The organism is Chryseobacterium gleum, from assembly GCF_900636535.1.
Classification (GTDB): Bacteria; Bacteroidota; Bacteroidia; order Flavobacteriales; family Weeksellaceae; genus Chryseobacterium; species Chryseobacterium gleum.
Map to the genome: position 1 here is coordinate 512522 of NZ_LR134289.1, position 19105 is coordinate 531626.

The 19105-nt window shown below is 36.5% G+C and carries 19 protein-coding genes and 1 riboswitch; of the genes, 17 read left to right on the plus strand and 2 right to left on the minus strand.

Translation table 11 applies throughout. The features are described from left to right. The first annotated feature begins 4 nt into the window (after positions 1–4). The 4 genes from EL165_RS02300 to EL165_RS02315 all read left to right on the plus strand — a co-directional run bounded on the left by EL165_RS02300 (position 5) and on the right by EL165_RS02315 (position 3768). Complete coding sequence (locus EL165_RS02300) at positions 5–1471, plus strand: alpha-amylase (RefSeq protein ID WP_198418446.1); 1467 nt, start codon at positions 5–7, stop codon at positions 1469–1471. A gap of 163 nt (positions 1472–1634) precedes the next feature. Continuing rightward, a complete protein-coding gene (locus tag EL165_RS02305) occupies positions 1635–2207 on the plus strand; it encodes a YciE/YciF ferroxidase family protein (RefSeq protein ID WP_002979785.1) in 573 nt (190 codons plus the stop codon). A 220-nt stretch (positions 2208–2427) separates the two neighbouring features. After that, entirely contained in the window at positions 2428–3039 is a 612-nt protein-coding gene (locus EL165_RS02310; protein WP_002979784.1) for an alpha-ketoglutarate-dependent dioxygenase AlkB family protein, read from the plus strand. A gap of 117 nt (positions 3040–3156) precedes the next feature. Next, positions 3157–3768, plus strand: a complete 612-nt coding sequence (locus EL165_RS02315) for a DUF4142 domain-containing protein (protein ID WP_002979783.1) — start codon at positions 3157–3159, stop codon at positions 3766–3768. Positions 3769–3896: 128 nt separating this feature from the next. Here EL165_RS02315 and EL165_RS02320 read toward each other — a convergent pair whose 3' ends face one another. Continuing rightward, the gene (locus EL165_RS02320; RefSeq protein ID WP_002979782.1) at positions 3897–4358 is read right to left on the minus strand and encodes a PA2169 family four-helix-bundle protein; all 462 of its coding nucleotides are present in this window, start codon (positions 4356–4358) and stop codon (positions 3897–3899) included. A 125-nt stretch (positions 4359–4483) separates the two neighbouring features. After that, positions 4484–4591: riboswitch (TPP riboswitch) on the plus strand. Positions 4592–4615: 24 nt separating this feature from the next. Between EL165_RS02320 and pnuC the strand changes: the two genes are divergently transcribed. Beyond that, positions 4616–5212, plus strand: coding sequence for a nicotinamide riboside transporter PnuC (gene pnuC / locus EL165_RS02325; RefSeq protein WP_002979781.1), 597 nt, complete (start codon positions 4616–4618; stop codon positions 5210–5212). A 385-nt stretch (positions 5213–5597) separates the two neighbouring features. Then, positions 5598–5822 (plus strand): hypothetical protein, encoded by a 225-nt coding sequence (locus tag EL165_RS02330; RefSeq protein WP_002979780.1) that lies wholly within the window; start codon positions 5598–5600, stop codon positions 5820–5822. A gap of 257 nt (positions 5823–6079) precedes the next feature. Here the strand turns inward: EL165_RS02330 and EL165_RS02335 are convergent, their stop codons facing one another. Further along, the gene (locus EL165_RS02335; RefSeq protein WP_002979779.1) at positions 6080–6616 is read right to left on the minus strand and encodes a GNAT family N-acetyltransferase; all 537 of its coding nucleotides are present in this window, start codon (positions 6614–6616) and stop codon (positions 6080–6082) included. Positions 6617–7153: 537 nt separating this feature from the next. On the opposite strand from EL165_RS02335, the gene EL165_RS02340 reads away from it, so the two are divergent. The 11 genes from EL165_RS02340 (at position 7154) to EL165_RS02390 (ending at position 18671) form a co-directional block, all read left to right on the plus strand. After that, positions 7154–7696, plus strand: a complete 543-nt coding sequence (locus tag EL165_RS02340; protein ID WP_002979778.1) for a hypothetical protein — start codon at positions 7154–7156, stop codon at positions 7694–7696. Between the two features lie 208 nt (positions 7697–7904). Continuing rightward, a complete protein-coding gene (locus tag EL165_RS02345; protein ID WP_002979770.1) occupies positions 7905–8450 on the plus strand; it encodes a hypothetical protein in 546 nt (181 codons plus the stop codon). A gap of 336 nt (positions 8451–8786) precedes the next feature. Next, positions 8787–9332 carry a hypothetical protein gene (locus EL165_RS02350; protein WP_002979777.1) on the plus strand — a complete coding sequence of 182 codons (546 nt, stop codon included), beginning with the start codon at positions 8787–8789 and terminating at the stop codon, positions 9330–9332. 347 nt (positions 9333–9679) lie between these two features. Further along, a complete protein-coding gene (locus tag EL165_RS02355) occupies positions 9680–10225 on the plus strand; it encodes a hypothetical protein (protein ID WP_002979776.1) in 546 nt (181 codons plus the stop codon). A 64-nt stretch (positions 10226–10289) separates the two neighbouring features. Continuing rightward, the gene (locus EL165_RS02360) at positions 10290–10835 is read left to right on the plus strand and encodes a hypothetical protein (RefSeq protein WP_002979773.1); all 546 of its coding nucleotides are present in this window, start codon (positions 10290–10292) and stop codon (positions 10833–10835) included. 199 nt (positions 10836–11034) lie between these two features. Then, positions 11035–11580, plus strand: a complete 546-nt coding sequence (locus tag EL165_RS02365) for a hypothetical protein (protein ID WP_002979770.1) — start codon at positions 11035–11037, stop codon at positions 11578–11580. Between the two features lie 80 nt (positions 11581–11660). Next, positions 11661–12461 (plus strand): fimbrial biogenesis chaperone, encoded by an 801-nt coding sequence (locus tag EL165_RS02370; protein ID WP_126358571.1) that lies wholly within the window; start codon positions 11661–11663, stop codon positions 12459–12461. A gap of 9 nt (positions 12462–12470) precedes the next feature. After that, positions 12471–15275 (plus strand): hypothetical protein, encoded by a 2805-nt coding sequence (locus EL165_RS02375; RefSeq protein WP_126358572.1) that lies wholly within the window; start codon positions 12471–12473, stop codon positions 15273–15275. Positions 15276–15285: 10 nt separating this feature from the next. After that, positions 15286–16719: a hypothetical protein gene (locus EL165_RS02380; RefSeq protein WP_002979765.1), complete on the plus strand. Its 1434-nt coding sequence runs from the start codon at positions 15286–15288 to the stop codon at positions 16717–16719. A 573-nt stretch (positions 16720–17292) separates the two neighbouring features. Next, positions 17293–18027, plus strand: coding sequence for a sensor histidine kinase (locus tag EL165_RS02385; protein ID WP_002979764.1), 735 nt, complete (start codon positions 17293–17295; stop codon positions 18025–18027). Continuing rightward, positions 18027–18671: a response regulator gene (locus EL165_RS02390; protein WP_002979763.1), complete on the plus strand. Its 645-nt coding sequence runs from the start codon at positions 18027–18029 to the stop codon at positions 18669–18671. The genes EL165_RS02385 and EL165_RS02390 overlap by 1 nt, the downstream gene beginning before the upstream one ends. Positions 18672–19105: the final 434 nt, after the last annotated feature.

Genomic DNA, 19105 nt, shown 5'->3' on the forward strand with positions numbered 1-19105 from the left:
GGTTATGATTCAGTTTTTCCATTGGTACCATCCGGGAAACCTTTGGAATGAGTTTGCTGAAAAAGCAGAATATTTAAAAGATCTGGGGTTTACTGCCGTCTGGTTTCCTCCTGCCAATAAATGCAGTCTCAATATGGAAGGACGTGGCTATGATGTCTATGATCTTTACGATCTGGGAGAATTTAATCAGAAAGGAAGTATACCCACTCGTTACGGGACGAAAGCTGAATATTTAATGGCTATAGAGAAAGCGCATGAGGTGGGAATGTCTGTGTACGCAGATATTGTTTTAAACCATAGGATGGGAGGAGATGAAGAAGAAAAGATGGTGGTGCATCAGCTGAATGAAGAAAACCGTAATGAAAGAATCTCAGAAAATATGGAGGTTTCGGCCTATACGAAATTTACTTTTCCGGGAAGAAAAGGAGTGTATTCGGACTTTATATGGGATTATCATTGCTTCAGTGGTATTGATTATGTGATCAGAGAAGGAGAGGAGATGAAGGGTGTTTTTAAAATCCATAATGAATATGGTGAAGAGTGGACGGATGCGGTAAGCCACCAGTTTGGTAATTATGATTATCTGATGGGCGCTGATATAGAATACCGTAATCCTTATGTTGTGCAGGAAATGAAAAACTGGATCAGATGGTATATGGAAACAACAAAGGTTGACGGGATACGCCTGGATGCTTTAAAACACATTTCTTCAGACTTCCTGAAAGACTGGACCCAATATATAAAGACAGAAATTAACCCTGAATGCTATATTCTGGGAGAATTCTGGAAAGACGAAGCCGAGAAAATTGAATATTTTTCTGATCAGATGACTGGCCTCATTTCCTGTTTTGATGCGCCGCTGCATTACAATTTCTTCAGAGCCTCAGACGAAGGTAGAAATTATGATCTGAGTGGAATATTAAAAGGAAGTTTTCTGGAAAAGAAACCTGTTTTCTCGGTTTCCTTTGTGGAAAATCATGATACGCAGCAGCTTCAGGCTCTTGAGTCTGCGGTGAAAGACTGGTTTAAGCCCTTGGCTTATGCTATTATTCTCCTTACTGATGAGGCTTATCCCTGTGTATTTTATCCTGACCTTTTTGGCGCAGAATATATTGATATAAAAGAAGATCAGGAAGTACATATTATTATGCCGAAGGTAGAAGAACTTCCCGGACTCCTTGAAGCAAGAAAGCTTTTTGCATATGGTAATCAGATTGATTATTTTGATCATCCCAACTGCATAGCTTTTGTTCGGACAGGAGATGAAAAGCATCCGGGCTGTGTTGTGATCATGTCCAACAGTGAAGAAGGCTATAAAGAAATAGAATTGGGAAAAGAACATGCAGATTCAGTCTATATTGATTTCTTAAAGAACCGCCATGAAGAAATTGCTGCTGATCAGAACGGAAAAGCTGTATTCCGGGTAAATTCCGGCTCGGTAAGTGTATGGGTGAAAAAACAAACACCGTAATGGGTTACGGATTTGCAGGTTTCTTATTCACTGCATACAGCTGTTCTTATTATATATTACAATAGTATCTCCGGAAGTTTTAGATACCACATCTTCTTATTTCAGGCAAAAATGGTCTTATAGTTGCAGATTTATCACCAATCAAACACTAAAATATTATATTATGGAAACTAAAACGGCAACCAAAAAAGCAACAACAGGAAAAACAACAACCGCAAAAACAACAGCCAAAACGCCGGCTAAAAAAAATGCAGCCAAGAGTCTGGAAGATCTTTTTGAAGATGCACTGAAAGACATTTACTGGGCTGAAAAAGCACTGTTGAAAGCGCTGCCGGTAATGATGAAGAATGCTACCGATGAAAAACTTAAAAAAGGCATTGACAAGCATATCACCGAAACAGAAGGTCATGTGGAAAGACTGGAGGAATGTTTTAAAGCATTGGGTAAAAAAGCCCAGGCCAAGAAGTGTGATGCCATGCAGGGATTGCTGGATGAAGGGAAAAGCATCATGGAAGAGACAGAACCGGGAGCAGTAAGAGACGCAGGAATTATTGCAGCTGCACAAAAAGTTGAACATTATGAAATTGCTACGTATGGTACACTGGCAGCATTCGCAAAAGTATTGAAGGAAGAAGAATGTCTTAAAAACTTTTTAAGCACATTGGAAGAAGAAAAAAAATGTGATGAACTGCTTACAAAAGTTGCTGATACCAATCTCAACAGCAAAGCAATGTAAACATACAATCTTTATAAAAAAGGAGACCTGAACAAAAACCAGGTCTCCTTTTTCTTTTTATTGGTCTCCTGTGCTTGCTTCTTAAATAGCGGCTATTCTGCGAAGTAATAATTAAATAGAGCTGTTGTTCATTTATGTATCATATTTAATATATTTGCAGATATATTTTGTATCAATATGTGGAAAGGATTATATGTTTTGACTGAAAATAATAACAACAATGGAGCAGCTTAGTTTATTTAATACAGAAGATCTGTACGAATTTCCGAAAGATCTTCTGGAGTACAGAGAGCATTTCCTGAGCAGGGAAGAAGCTGACCAGCTTAGGGCTCATCTGCTTGAAACGGTTTCCTGGAAACAAAGAACCCAGAAAATGTACGATAAGACTGTCTTAACGCCGCGGTTAACCGCATGGTATGGAGATGATGAAACAGCCTATCCTTCGGGTAACGGCGAACTGGAAACCTGTTACTGGACACCTGAGCTGTTTTCTTTGAAACAAAAAATAGAGGAGACATTCGGGTATCGGTTCAATTCTGTATTGCTCAATCTGTATAGAGATCATAATGATTCTGTTGCCTGGCACAGGGACAAAGAAAGCAGATATGGCAAACGTCCCGTGATTGCATCAGTAAGTTTAGGACAGACCAGAAATTTTGATTTCAGGAAAAAAGATCATCATCAGAGTAAATACAGTCTCCCGCTTCCACATGGATCATTATTGATTATGAAAGGAGATTTGCAGGAGCATTGGGAGCACCGTATTGCCAAATCTGTAACTGCTATGAAAGAGCGTATTAATCTGACATTTCGATTGGTTAATCAGTCTTAAAATATTCATTCATAAAGTTTTATGGTAAGGTTTGTTCTTTTTTTGGCAGATAAATTGTTGCTTGTATAAATAAGTCATTACAGACTTTATTGATAACACCATTTAAAATTTATTATTATGAAAAATTTTGTAGTAACAATTTTTGCAGCTGCTGCTTTGATGGCCTGCAAAAAAAACGAATCGACATCAAGTACCCAATCGCATGAAAGTACATCAATGTCTGCCCCTGCAGAATCGGGTACGACCGTAACTGACTCCACTAAAATGCCTGAAACAAAGAGTGACATCGGTACTCTGAATGATCAGGACAAAAAATTTGCAGATGCTGCAGCCATAGGAGGCCTGATGGAAGTGATGATGGGAAAACTGGCCGCAACCAATGCAGAGAATTCAGCTGTGAAGTCCCTGGGTGTAATGATGGTTACAGATCATAGCAAAGCAAATGATGAACTTAAGAAATGGGCTTCAGGAGCTGGCTATACCTTGCCTGCAGCCTTGGATGCCGAAAAGCAGAAGATGTATGATGATCTGAAAGCCAAAAAAGGAAAAGACTTTGACAAAAAGTATACAGATCTTATGGTGAGTGATCACAAAGAAGATATTGAAGCATTCCGAAAAGAATCCTCAGAAGGAAAAGAATCTTCTCTTAAAACGTTTGCCAGTAAGACCCTTCCTACATTAGAACATCACTTGCACGAATCTGAAAAAGCAAAAAATGCAGTGAAATAATGATTTGCAGATCTTATGACCTGCATCATAAAAAGAGCACCATATATTTGATATTTTTGAAAGGATTAAATATTATTTTGTTCTTGATTAATAAGCTCCTCTTTTTTAAGAGGGGTTTTTTTATGGATTTACTCTTTCTTTTTATATTCTTCAATTTTCCTGAACTGGTTGTAGGAATTTTTTAGGCTGCGAAGCTGTTCGGATACTATTTTATTACTCTTTTCACTAAGTTTACCGCTGGTCAGAGCGTTCTGATAGGTTTCTATAGCTGCTTTTTCTCCAAACACTACATTTTCCAGGGTAGACTCTACCAGATTCCCCATGGTAAATGAATTTTTAATATCAATCCATGTTCTGTGAAGGGCTCCGGCCACGGAAGTGGAGTCATCAGGAACACCTTGTTTTTCTGTGATGAGGTTAATCAGTTCATTTTTCATAATTTTCGATTGTGAAATCATATGGTCATACTCATCTTTTACATCGGGATACATTTCCCATACTTTTCCTTCAACTTTTTCAAAGCCTTCCCTTCTGTCGTTGGTAATATGAAGTAGGTCATTTAATACTGCGATTTCTTCCTGATTGTTCATAATATATTTTTTTTAGACTAAGCATAAAATTATAATTTGCCTGACGGATTCTTTATAATCCTAGTCATATAATTCTAAAATAAAGGATGATGTATTTTCTTTTTCCGAAAAAAAACAGCAACTTTGCTTCAACAATGGGGTGCTACAAATTAACGGTGGCTGAGATGATACCCAGGATATATTCCACACCTGATCCGGATAATGCCGGCGTAGGGATTGCTTACTGATCATCTCATCATTTGATTTTCAAAATTAACATGATGCAGGACATTTTAAATCAAATTACCTGGCCTGAATGGTTCGGGGTTTTATTTTCGGTAATTCAGGTCTTACTGGCCCGTAAAAACAATTCTAACAATTATCTTTTCGGAATTGCAGGCATTCTGCTTACGCTATATGTGATGCTGACTTCCAGGCTTTATGCTGAATTTACATTAAACCTTTATTATCTGATCATGAGCATCTATGGATGGCTTTACTGGAAATTCGGAAAGCAGAAATCTGAAATGGAAATCTCAGTTACTTCCACGACAGAAAAATGGATTGCGGGAGGAATTGTTCTGGGAACATTCATTTTGTTCTGGTCTTTTCTCACTCATTTTACCGACTCGGATGTTCCTGTCTGGGATTCTCTGGTAAGCGCTTTTGCATGGGCTGGCATGTGGCTTATGGCAAGAAGAAAAATTGAGAACTGGGTAATCCTCAATATCAGCAATATAATTTCTATACCTCTGTTACTGCATAAAGAATTATATCTATATGCTGTTTTAACCTCATTTTTATTCATAGTGGCCATCTCCGGTTATATAGAATGGCAGAAAGTTATGAGGGCTAAAGCTGATACTCACTATTAAAGTTAACCTCATTTTTGGGATAAAGTTAATATAGATTTAATACCATTGAATTTGCTTTTAGATATTTTTGTGGTACTATTCCTTTAAAATTCAGGGAAGCATGATGAATAAAACTCTGATTTGAAATCTGTTTCAGCAGGGTATCTCCTCAATAAATTGAGCATCTTCCAAAGTAATAGGAAAAAGAGGTGGTTTTTCATTAGAAGATACGGATCCGGAATTTCATCTTTACGATTTAAAGGAATATTCTAAAATTACTGTTAAAATTATTAAAATCAAACAACTGTATAGTATAATTTCAACTATTTCACTATATTTGGAATAATAAAACTAATCCATGGAATGCGCTGTCATAAAAGCTTGTTAAAATAAATTATCAGAGATTATGCAAGACTTATTTTCGTTAAACGGTAAGAATAGGGATTATGTTATTATGCATTTTAAAAAAGAAATGTATCAATGGAAAGAAAAGGATGGCTGGATTACTGTTATCACTAAGAAGTGGTGCAGAACAATGGTTGTATCCTATATGATATGTAATGATATGGTTACTTTAATGATTGTAAAGACAAAAATCACTCCGTTTTACGAAAGATATACAGTAATCTAGTAATTGCCTGTTTTTCACTCACTGATTTTTATCTGCAGGATTTTTCGTAAAAAAGTACCACAAAAATATATTATTCAATATTAAGTGAGTAATTTGGCATGCTCGTTGATGTGTTGAGAAAAGCTTTATCAGACACCACTTCACATAACTTATAATTCATTTTACACTTTTTCACCTCCTGATCATTCAGGAGGTTTTATTTTTGCTTTTTAATGCCGGTTACTAAAAAAGTCGCTCTTGAAATTGAAGTATACTATCTATTTTGCGGGCCACTCTTCACGTAGAACAGCATAAATAACATCATCTACCCAATTGTTTTTCCAAAAGAGACTTTTCACAAAATGCCCCTCTTTTCTCAGCCCGATTCTTTCCAGTAACTGAATAGAAGCTGTATTATCAGGATCAACAGAAGCAGTAATTCTGTGCTTATGCAAATCATTAAAAAGGAAACCGATAATACCTTTTAAAGCTTCGGATGCGTAGCCTTTGCCTTGGAAAGCTGTACTTAAAGTAATTCCTAATTCCGTCTGTACATTTTCATGTCCGAAGAAATGAACTCCGATATCTCCAATAACTGTTTTTGTTTCTTTATCAGTAATTAACAGTTGGTACCAGCTTTCGGGCTGATTGAACTCTGTACTGTTTCTTTGGATAAAACTTTCCACATCTTCCGGGGTTTCAGGAATCCAGCTTTGAAATTTATTGGCTTCTGCATCCGAACGGTAATCGAAAATGTCATGTTTATCATCAATAGTAATATCTCTCAGAAGTAATCTTTCTGTATAAAGCTGCATGTATTGTAATTTTAGTTAAAAATATTATCACAATTAATCAAAATTCTTACAAATTTATTTGAACAATCTGCAATTGAAAGACAAAAAAATCCTGCAATATTCTAAAAATTGCAGGACATATTAAGTTAATGTATATTATCCATATTTCCACCTTGAAGAACAACCATGTTTTCGTCACAGTCTTTTGTTACTTATCTGGCAGGAAATAATATTTGATCCTTGTAATTATATTCTTTTCAAAGATAAAAAAATCTCATAATTCTTCAAAATCAGCAAATGAGTACACAATATCTCTATTTTGTATTTACTACAATACCAGGTCCATTGTCAAAATAGATTTTTTAAGTAAAGTTTCCGGGCGTTAACAATTCCCTTAAACACCCTGATAATGGCAATCTGGTTAATTAACTGTAAATTTTATGATGATAATACACACAATGATGAAAAAAATCTTGCTAATGTCAGATAATGTTATTAGCTTTATAATGAGTTCCTGAGTGACAATATTTTATTACACCTTTTTAAAATTTATTAATCATGAAAAACCAAATCTTTATCGCTGCACTGTCTCTGGGAGCAATCGCCCTGGGAACCAAATGGGTTAAGGCACAAAATTCGGAGCAGTTGAGTACAACGGTCAATATTATTTTATCGGATGTTATTGCAATGGATATTGGCTCTGTTGCTTCAGAAGGTGCTGTAGATTTTAACTATGGGAGCACAAAAGATTATAATTCTTCTAAAAATATAACCGTTCCCAATAGTTTAGTCATTATTTCCTCTAAAAATTTTGATGTTAAAGTAAAATCTGAAGGTGCACACTTTGTAAGTGGCGCAAATGTAATCCCTGTAGATGTATTGCAGGTAAAAGCAGTACCAGGAGGAAGTCTTATGGGAACTCTGAATGAGGTCACTTTATCTACAATGGACCAGGTGCTGGTGAGTAATGCAAGTTTAGGCTCCAAACAGTCTTTAAATATTGCCTATTCTATTTCGGCGGAAAAAGCATCCAAGGTACTTCTTGGAAAACCGCAGGGAACTTACACTCAAAAAATAACGTATACCGCGACTGCTTTATAATAAAACGAAAAGCAATTGTATATAAGCCCTCAGTACTTCCACAGTACTGAGGGCTTTTCTTTTTAAATCAGATGAACCAACCGTGTAGTGATTTTACTACATGAACTTCCTTTTTCCACTACAAAGAAACTTTTATCACCGCTGTAGATTTGTAGTGTTCAAAAGGAACAATTAAATAAAATAAAAATAACAATTAAATATTACAGCCATGACAAAGCAAATCTTAATCTCAGCCTTAACTTTTGGAGCAATTATATTTGGAACTAATAATGTTCAAGCTCAAAATACCACTGCAACCACAACGGTAAACATTACCCTGAACGATGTAATCTCTATTGACGCAGGAAGTACTGCAATAGGTAATACAGTTGATTTTAACTATGTTACTGCAGCAGACTATAATTCTGACCAAACAGTTACTAAAGCCAATTCTTTAAAAGTTACTTCTACAAAGAACTTTAATGTAAAGGTAAAAGCAGGAGGTGCTAATTTTATGAATGGAACGAACCTGATTCCTGTGAATGTTTTAACAATCAAACCTTCTACTGCTGCTGGAAGTATGGGAGGAACAAAGACCGCTGTAGTGTTATCTGCAACAGATCAGACTTTGGTATCCAATGCTCCGCTTGGAAGTGCCTTAACACTGAATTTAGATTATACAATTCCAGCGGCAAAATCATCATCATCTGATATTTTAGGTAAGCCAGCCGGAACGTATACGCAGACAGTAACTTATACTGCAACAGCTTTATAAATAAATTTTTCATATTAATATTTTGTGATTTGGTGTTTCGAAGGCTTCCTACGGGAGGCCTTTGATTTTTATGTATTGATATCGTTATAGAGAAATTCAAAATTCGGGAATAGATATTTGTCAGCTGTGAGGTAGAATCAGGAATTTATATAAGCCCTCAGTACTTCCAAAGTACTGAGGACTTTTCTTTTTAAATCAGATGAACCGGCCGTGTAGTGATTTTACTACATGAACTTCCTTTTTCCACTACAAAGAAACTTTTATCACCGCTGTAGATTTGTAGTGTTCAAAGAGAACAATTAAATAAAATAAAAATAACAATTAAATATTACAGCCATGACAAAGCAAATCTTAATTTCAGCCTTAACTTTTGGAGCAATCATATTTGGAACTAATAATGTTCAAGCTCAAAATACCACTGCAACCACAACGGTAAACATCACCCTGAATGATGTAATCTCTATTGATGCAGGAAGTACAGCAATAGGTAATACAGTTGACTTTAACTACGTTACTGCAGCAGACTATAATTCTGACCAAACGGTTACTAAAGCCAACTCTTTAAAAGTTACTTCCACAAAGAACTTTAATGTGAAAGTAAAAGCAGGAGGTGCTAATTTTATGAATGGAACCAACCTGATTCCTGTGAATGTTTTAACAATCAAACCTTCTACCGTTGCCGGAAGTATGGGAGGAACAAAAACTGCTGTAGTATTATCTGCAACAGATCAGACTTTAGTATCCAATGCTCCGCTTGGAAGTGCATTAACACTGAATTTAGACTATACTATTCCAGCAGCGAAATCATCATCTTCTGATATTTTAGGTAAGCCAGCCGGAACGTATACGCAGACAGTAACTTATACCGCAACAGCTTTATAAATAAATTTTTCATATTAATATTTTGTGATTTGGTGTTTCGAAGGCTTCCTACGGGAGGCCTTTGATTTTGTATGTATTGATATCGTTATAGAGAAATTCAAAATCCGGGAATAAGTATCTGTCAGCTGTGAGGTAGAATCTATGTTGTACAGGAATTTATATAAGCCCTCAGTAGTTCCAAAGTACTGAGGGCTTTTCTTTTTAAATCAGATGAACCGACCGTGTAGTGATTTTACTACATGAACTTCCTTTTTCCACTACAAAGAAACTTTTATCACCGCTGTAGATTTGTAGTGTTCAAAAGGAACAATTAAATAAAATAAAAATAACAATTAAATATTACAGCCATGACAAAGCAAATCTTAATCTCAGTCTTAACTTTTGGAGCAATCATATTAGGAACTAATAATGTTCAAGCTCAAAACACCACTGCAACCACAACGGTAAACATCACTCTGAATGATGTAATCTCTATTGATGCAGGAAGTACTGCAATAGGTAATACAGTTGACTTTAACTATGTTACTGCAGCAGACTATAATTCTGATCAAACAGTTACTAAAGCCAACTCTTTAAAAGTTACTTCTACAAAGAACTTTAATGTAAAGGTAAAAGCAGGGGGTGCTAATTTCATGAATGGAACGAACCTGATTCCTGTGAATGTTTTAACAATCAAACCTTCTACTGCTGCCGGAAGCATGGGTGGAACAAAAACCGCTGTAGTATTATCTGCAACAGATCAGACTTTGGTAGCTAATGCTCCACTTGGAAGTGCATTAACACTGAATTTAGACTATACTATTCCAGCAGCGAAATCATCATCATCTGATATTTTGGGTAAGCCAGCCGGAACTTATACGCAGACAGTAACTTATACCGCGACGGCTTTGTAGTAGCTGTAGATTTGTAATGTTCAAAAGAGAACATTAAATAGAATAACAATTAAATAGTACTATCATGATAAAACAAATCGCAATCTCAGCCTTAACTATTGGAGCAATCATAGTAGGAACCAATAATGTTAAAGCCCAAAATACCACCGCAACCACAAACGTAAATATTACCCTGAATGATGTAATATCTATCGACGCAGGAAGTGCTGCAATTGGTGGTACAGTTGCCTTTAACTATGTTACAGCCGCAGACTATAATTCTGATCAAACGGTTACTAAAGCCAACTCTTTAAAAGTTACTTCCACAAAGAACTTTAATGTGAAAGTAAAAGCAGGGGGACCGAATTTCATCAATGGTTCAAACTCAATCCCTGTAGATGTTTTGACAATCAAAGCTGCAGAAGCTCCTGGAAGTATGGGAGGAACAAAGACGGCTGTAGTGTTATCTGCAACAGATCAAACTTTGGTATCCAATGCTCCGCTTGGAAGTGCATTAACACTGAATTTAGACTACACCATTCCAGCAGCGAGATCATCATCATCTGATATTTTAGGAAAGCCGGCCGGAACGTATACACAAACAGTAACTTATACTGCCACTGCTTTATAATAAAAAAACACATCAATATATCTGCCCTCAAGACTTCCAGGTATTGAGGGTTTTTCTATGTAAGCCGATGAGCAATCCTGTAGTGATTTTACTACATGAACTTCCTTTTTTCACTACAAAGAAACTTTGATCGCCACTATAAATTTGCAGTATACAAAAGAGAATAATTAAATAAAAATAACAATTAAATATTACAGCCATGACAAAGCAAATCTTAATCTCAGCCTTAACTTTTGGAGCAATCATATTTGGAACTAATAATGTTCAAGCTCAAAATACCACTGCAACTACAACGGTAAACATTACCCTGAACGATGTAATTTCTATTGATGCAGGAAGTACTGCAATAGGTAATACAGTTGACTTTAACTACGTTACTGCAGCAGACTATAATTCTGATCAAACGGTTACTAAAGCCAACTCTTTAAAAGTTACTTCTACAAAGAACTTTAATGTAAAGGTAAAAGCAGGAGGTGCTAATTTTATGAATGGAACCAACCTGATTCCTGTGAATGTTTTAACAATCAAACCTTCTACTGCTGCCGGAAGTATGGGAGGAACAAAGACCGCTGTAGTGCTATCTGCAACAGATCAGACTTTAGTATCTAATGCTCCACTTGGAAGTGCATTAACATTGAATTTAGACTATACTATTCCAGCAGCGAAATCATCATCTTCTGATATTTTAGGAAAACCGGCCGGAACGTATACGCAGACAGTAACTTATACCGCGACGGCTTTATAATAAAATTTTTAGTTTGTAAAGGTTCCTTTTACAATGTTTTCAGTAGTTTTGGGAATCTTTATTATTAAACTATTTACACCATGCACAAGTTTATTCACCTTTTCATTTTCTTTATTCTCACAGGATCTTCTTCACTTCTGGCACAAAGCATCTCTATGTCGCCTACACGCTTGTTTTTTACAGGTAATCCGGGAGAAAAAGTAACAAAGACAGTCACGCTTCAAAACAGCTCAGATAAGGATTATGTTTTTAATCTCAACTATAAAGACTGGTATAGAGAAGAAGACGGAAATAAGGTTTATCTTGAGGCAGGCAGTTCAAAAACTTCCAATGCTTCCTGGGTATCCACCTTAGAAAATACTGTAACTGTTCCTGCAAAAAGTACAAAGGAGATTGCAGTAACCATGCAGATTCCTGCAAATGCATCACCATCTGCCGTTACAAACAGCATGCTGTTTTTTACCCAGCTTCCTCAGCAGGCAGATAAGGCACGTGTTCAGAATGGAATTGGTATTATCACCTTATTTGAAGTGGGACTTCATATCTTTTACACTCCACCGGGGAACCATGTGAAAAGTCTGGATATTACCAATATTGCAGAGGTAAGTAATCAGAATGCAGCGAACAGAAAAGTCGCAGTAAGCATCCATAATGATGGAAACACAATCAATGATGCCACTGTTGAGGTTGAACTTACCAACACAGACAATGGGAAGGAAATAAAATTACCCGCAATTTCAATCTCTATGTTTCCGGATACCAATCAGGTTGTTCAATTTTCTTTACCAGAGAATATTTCAGGAAACTTCCTGGGTGTGGCTATTATTAAAATGGCAGAATCCAATGATTTACGTGTAGGAGAAAAAAACTTTAAATTTTAAAATTAAGCCTTGAAACCACAGAATGGAATATCGATATCAGTGCTAAGAAGAACAATCTTATTTTTTGTATTTGTTCTTCTGCACTTTTCGTTGGCCTTTGCGCAGGAAAATAAGAATATCAGCATCCATTTTGAAAATGACAGCGTAGCTGTTGAAAAAGGTTCAACATTTACTAATTTCCTGGTCGTTGAGAATAAAAGTTCTGAAGAGATTACCATTCAGAATATCATACCTCAGGAAAACTATCCGGGATTGCTTTTCTATCCCAAAAATGAATTAACCTTAGGCGCAGGTCAGTCTAAAACTCTTCCGGTAAAACTGATTGCCAATGTGGATTTTATGAAACTGAAATCCAATAAGATCCAATTCCAGGTTTCTTACGTTACCCCAACCGTCACCAGAAGTGAAAACGCCTCGTTCTTCGTTGCTAAAGGAGACAACAAAAACATCGCAATTTATACAGCGACATACGAAAATTTCATTAACCCCGCTTTACCACAGTCCTCCATTCTGCTTACTGTAGAAAACCAGGGTTACAGTAAACGAACCGTTAAGATTGATTTGCAATCCATTCCGGATGGTTTGGAAGTAATGCCAAAACAACAGACTGTATCTCTGGAAGGTTTAGAAAAACAAACGTTGGAAATCAAAATTGCGGTCAGAAAACAGAATACACTTTATCCGGAATTTAATATTAACGCGATCGTAACAGACCTGCTGGATAATAAAATCGTGGGTAGCAACACGCTTTACTTGGTCGTTTTATCACATAACAGACAAATTGCCCGTGGAAACGAAGCGGTGAGCGGAAGTAATTTTGCTGAAATGAGCTATAATGAAAACAGCTCAGGTTTCAATTATCTTCAATTGAGAGGAAATACAGCGTTCCGGATAACTGATAACCTTAAATCACGCTTCAATATTGGTGCAGATTACTATCATGAGGACGGCCGTTATAACTTATATGATACCTGGCTGGAGTTGGAGAGAAAAAATACAGTATTACGGGTGGGTAATGTTAATAGCAGCGATTACGATTATCCGGTTTTCGGAAGAGGTGGGAAAATTTCTACTAAATTCGGAAATAATAATCAGGTTGAAATTCTTGCGCTTGAAAATAATTATAATCTGTATGGTACATATTTCCAGCAAACAGAAGGATCTACCATGGCGGGTGCAAAATATTCTTTTGGCAATGCAAAATCTTTCAATGGGAAAGTATCCTATATATTTGAGCATGATCCGCGGTTTAATGTAGATACACAGATAGCGGACGCAGTTACATCATTGTTAATTAACGATAAAAACGCAATCCGCACAGAGTTAGGCGTAAGTCACGAAAAAGGACTTTTGAATCATGATGAAAACGCCGGAGCTTCAATGGGAGCCAATTACGAAGGGAAAATAGGAAAATGGGATCTACAGTCTGTTAATTCCTTTGCCACCAAAAGTTATGCAGGGATCAAACGGGGATCGTTTTTCTCAAATCAGCGTATTGGCCGTCAGTTTTCTGCCTCTCAGCGTGCTTTTATACAATACCAGAATTCGCAGGTAAATCCTGAGTTCCTGAGCTACCAGGGCGCTCCTGTCCAATCTGGGAATACTGCAGATTTACGCTATTATTTCAACAGTACAGAATCTTTGGGATTAGGGTATCAGTTTTCTTTAAAGAAATGGAATTTTCTACTGTCTCCAAAAGTTGAGAAACAAAAAACAGCTAATTTTTATACCTCACAGGAACTTTTCTCTTACCGGTTGGAAGCCAATATCAGTACTACTTTAGGAGCCCATGGATTGAACCTGACGGCGGAATATTCTTATTCTAAAGAGAATAATAACCCGGACTGGTTCAACAGTCTGAAAACTACTTTATCTTACAGATATAAGTCATTCTCTCTCAACGGAACAGCCCAATGGAATGCAACCAGTGTCTTTGATTTGAATTCTTATTATGATGTAAGCCGTAATTTCGCCAATTACAATGTATACGCTTCTTATAATTTCCAGATGTTTAATCATAATCTTACTGGATCTTTTTCAGCAGGAACCTTCTATTCGGAGCTTTATAAAAATTTAAACAGCAATATCACCGGTAATCTGGAGTATAAGATTTCACCTTCCTGGTCCACCACAGGGTATTTTAATCTTTCTGGCTATAAATCTACAGCTGAATATTCAACAAGTGGCAGTTATTACCAGTTCAGAGTGGGGATTAAAAAATATTTTACCCCGGCTACTGCTTTCGGAAATCATAAAGTGGCATTCCAGTTCTTTGAAGATAAAAATTCTGATGGACTTCTGGAGTCCGGTGAACCGGTACTTGCTAATGAAATTATAAAACTGGACAATTATGTAGCGATGACTGATAAGAATGGAAAAGTGGTTTTTCAGAATGTGCCTGAAGGTACTTACACTCTGAAGGTGAATGAAAGTGCGGGTGCCCGGTTGATGATGGATCCTGTCATTATGGTCCATAACAATATTAACCGCAAAGTGGGCTTGGTAAAAAACATCAGGGTAAGCGGAAAATTAACAGAGATCAAACAAGCCTATGATGTTTTGGAAACGGATGTGACAGGAATAGTGGTGTATGCAAAAAGTGAAGATGGCACAATCTATACTGCCGTGGTTAACCAGAAAAATGAGTTTGAATTTTTCCTGAAAGCCGGAAAGTATAACCTCTATATTGAAAATGACAAATACAGCTATACACAGCCGAGCCAAACTATTCAGGTAACAAAAGAAGGTTACTCAAAAACCGTGGTTTTTGAATATAAGAAGAAAGACACCACCATTAAGGTGAAAAAGTTTTAAATTTAAAAGTATGAAAAAGATGAGGGTTTTTCTAATAGGAATTTTTACCGTGTTCTGCGGGTCTGCATTCATGAAAGCTCAGGATGTGTACCTGTCTGTTCCTGAAAATAATATTTTTAACAGGAGCGAATTTACCTCAGTACCTACAAGGGTAATGACTAATGCCAACAGAACAAACTGGGATTATGCCTTTTTGGGATTACTGCCCACAGCTCCTACATTTACCTCTGTTTCCGGATCAACTTTTACTCACTCTTCTTCCTCATCTACTTTACCCGGATCCACTCTTCTGTGGCAGTTGGAAAGTATGGGCGGGCAGCTTCCATCTACCGGACTTTCCGGGTATTTGCCAGGTTTTCAATCATTCAGTACAAGCGCTATAAAATGGTTTGAACCGCCATCCATCAGTATCGGGGGAGGATTCAACCGCGGAAATATCAATTTTACATTTAAAATTCCTGCCGCACAATTTACTGCCAATGCTTTCCGGGCCGGGAATTATTCTATGGACATTACTCAGAATTATAATGATTTCACTCCCCGTAATTTTAAAACAATTTTAGTGATTCCTTCATCGATACGATGGATTACAAGCTCTTTAACAAAATACATAGAAATATCTTCTTTGAATGACTACCGCAATACAAACATGAAGGTATGGGATTTGGGGAATACAGAAATCGCGAATACGGTTGATTTTAATTTTTTAGCCAAAGCTGCTTCCGCAAACATTCAGTTCACTTCCTCTAAAGGGGTTGCAGGAACCAGAAATATAGCAAGCATTAAACTGGGTAGCAATGGATCTGCACTCACAACCAAAGCTTTATCTGCCGATTTTCAGAATTTTTCTGCTGCTAATTTCAGTGTTACAGCAGGAAACAGAAACAGCTTCATTCCGCAGCTTTATGTATCTGCGGAAGATTTTAAAAACTTTTTTTTTGAAGCCGGAACTTATACTTTTGAATTGAACTTCAATGCAGGAAGTACAGATAACTCTATTAACAGTTTGCAGAATACGGCTGTTCAGTTGAAGGTGCTTCCTCTGTCGGAAATTACCATTCCAAGTTCTGGACGCACTGTCAACTTCAATTTTAATACCGCATCCCAATACACCGATGGACAGTCGCAAATGATTCCCAACCAGATTATGCTGTCCAACAATGAAAATTTTGAGCTGTATGTAAAATCGGACGAAAATTATTTTAAGAAAGGCGGCCTGCAGACCGACATCAATTCGAACATTTTACAAATTGGAGTGGATGGAGGTTCTGTAAATGTACCCTTATCCAAAACTCCCCAAAAAATACTTTTTAACGGAGCACCGGTTCTGGACCGTGGACTGAATATAAGATACACCATACCACCTGCAGGCGCCCAAAGTTTGGTAGGGAAGGAGAATACCACTTACTCTGTCAATGTGTATTATAGCTTTACGGCAATTTAATGATGCCTTCTGAAATAGCTTTTACTTTCTTTTTATAGCTGTGATTCCGTCATAGCAATTGGCTGAAACTACAGAACTTTCCAAAAGATTTCTGACGTATTTCTATATACAAACGTTTCTTACTGGATGATTTTTGGTCTATCAACCTCTATATTGGCATTACCTGTAGAGGTTTTTTGGGTAGTTTATCTATCAGGTATTGCTGTTTTAGCTTGTTATTTTTTATTCTATATCATTCGGATTTTTACGATCAATACTCTCTTGATATTGTCTCAAATTTCACCTTTTTTCCATTTTTCGTAAGGCAAGTAACAGTTTTTCAGGGTGAAAGCCTGTCGGAATATTATGCCGTACAAAGTCATTTTTAGTTGAAAAAAGTAGGAGAATTATTGCTTCAGGTAAATTCTATTTGATTTTTCTTTTTACTAATATGATATTTTTTATAACTTGGCAGTTCCCGGAAGAAAGGTCTGAACGATATGTTTTTATTCACATTTAAACAATATAACCCTTTCTGCCTTTTTTCAAAAAAAATAATTTCAAACAGCTTCTAAAACCTTTGAAACGGATTTTATGAATGATTTTATCAACGAACTACAATTAAAAATTGAAAGACTGGAAAATGAGATCAATTTCAAGAACGGACTGATTTCGATATTGTCTCATGACTCAAAAGAACTGTTTGGAACTTTTCTGTGGCTTATAGAAGAACTAGAGCAGAAAAACATAAGTGAGGAAGATTTTTTTAAGCTGTTGCCGCAGATAAAAAAAGATGCCCGCAAGAATCTGCAAACTATCCAGGACAGCGTTGCATGGCTGAAAACGCAATACGGGGAATTTAAGATTAAACCCGTTACCATTATGGTAATAGATCTTTTTCATTATTTAGAAGAAAAATACGCTGTTAAATTAAAAGAAAAAAACATTCAATTTTATTTTAAAGGAGACCACAATGCCTTTCTCACAAGTGACCGACTGTTGCTTGAATATGTTCTGGACAAGATTTTTAACAATGCGGTAAAATATTCTTTTCCGGGGCAGGAGGTTTGTTTACAGGTAATTACGGAGGGTGACCAGGTTGTGCTTTCTGTAATTGATTCCGGAACAGGAATAAATGAAAAGTACTTACCTATGATCTACACGTATGGTAACCCTGTATTTCTGGGAACTGCAGGCGAGAAAGGAGTGGGATTAAGTTTGAAAATTGTAAAAAATTTTATATCCTTGCTGCATGGAAACATCCAAATCATTTCCGATGAAGATAAAGGTACTACGGTTTCCCTTTTTTTACATAAATTTTTAGAATAATGGGTTTAAAAGCAGACATTCGTATTGTAGTAGCAGATGATCATGGTATCGTCCGGATGGGTTTAATACAAACAATCAAACGATTAATGCCCGATGCCATCATTTCAGAAGTAGAGGACTATAAATCGTTGTACAAATTAATTCTGAATGAAAAACCGGATCTGGCCATTATGGATGTTAATATGCCTAATGGTACTGTTCAGGAAGCAATAGATTACATAAAGGTTCACCAACCTGAATTAAAAATTTTAATATTTTCTTCACAGGATGAAGAGTTATATGGGATGCGTTATCTCAAAATGGGCGCTGGCGGCTATTTGAGCAAGCTAAGCTCTACTGAAGTCATTGAGACTGCTTTAACGTCCATGCTCAATAAAGGGCGATATGTCAGTGATAATATAAAAGATGCTATTTTTTTAGAATCATTAACTGGTGCAGCAAAAAATTCTCCCCTTGAAGCGCTATCAGACCGCGAATTGCAAATTGCGAATAAGCTTGCAGAAGGTCTTCCGCTTAAAGAAATTTCTAATCTGCTGAATCTTCATTCATCAACGATAAGCACTTACAAAAACAGGTTGTTTGAGAAACTTAAAATACGGTCTATACCTGAATTGGTAGAGATTCTCAGGCTGTATAATCATTAAATATTCTACTACATAATCTGATTGTGATTTAATAGAATTATCTAATCCGATGCTTTTTGCAACAGGACGTTTTCAGAGTTCTTAATGAGCGTTTTGACGTTGTGAAGATTGATCCAAATGATTTGCTGCAAGCTCAAAATTTCATTCTGTATGTTCAAAACCTGGAGTTTGTGCAAGGTTTCAGGAATTGTAGACAAAATAATACCGACACTTTCTGTTGGGTCAGATCCTCAATTCATTTATTTCCGGCGGCTTGGTTTTTGTAACATGATCAAATAGGAAAACTAAAATACAGATCAAATTTAAGTTTTAAGAATGCCGGATTTTGTTGTGAAATGAAAACAACAAATGCAGCAAGTCCAATGGCAATTAATATGAAAATCAATTGCTAATACTACGAAAGCAGGCTTTAGAAAAAATCTTTTCATATCTAT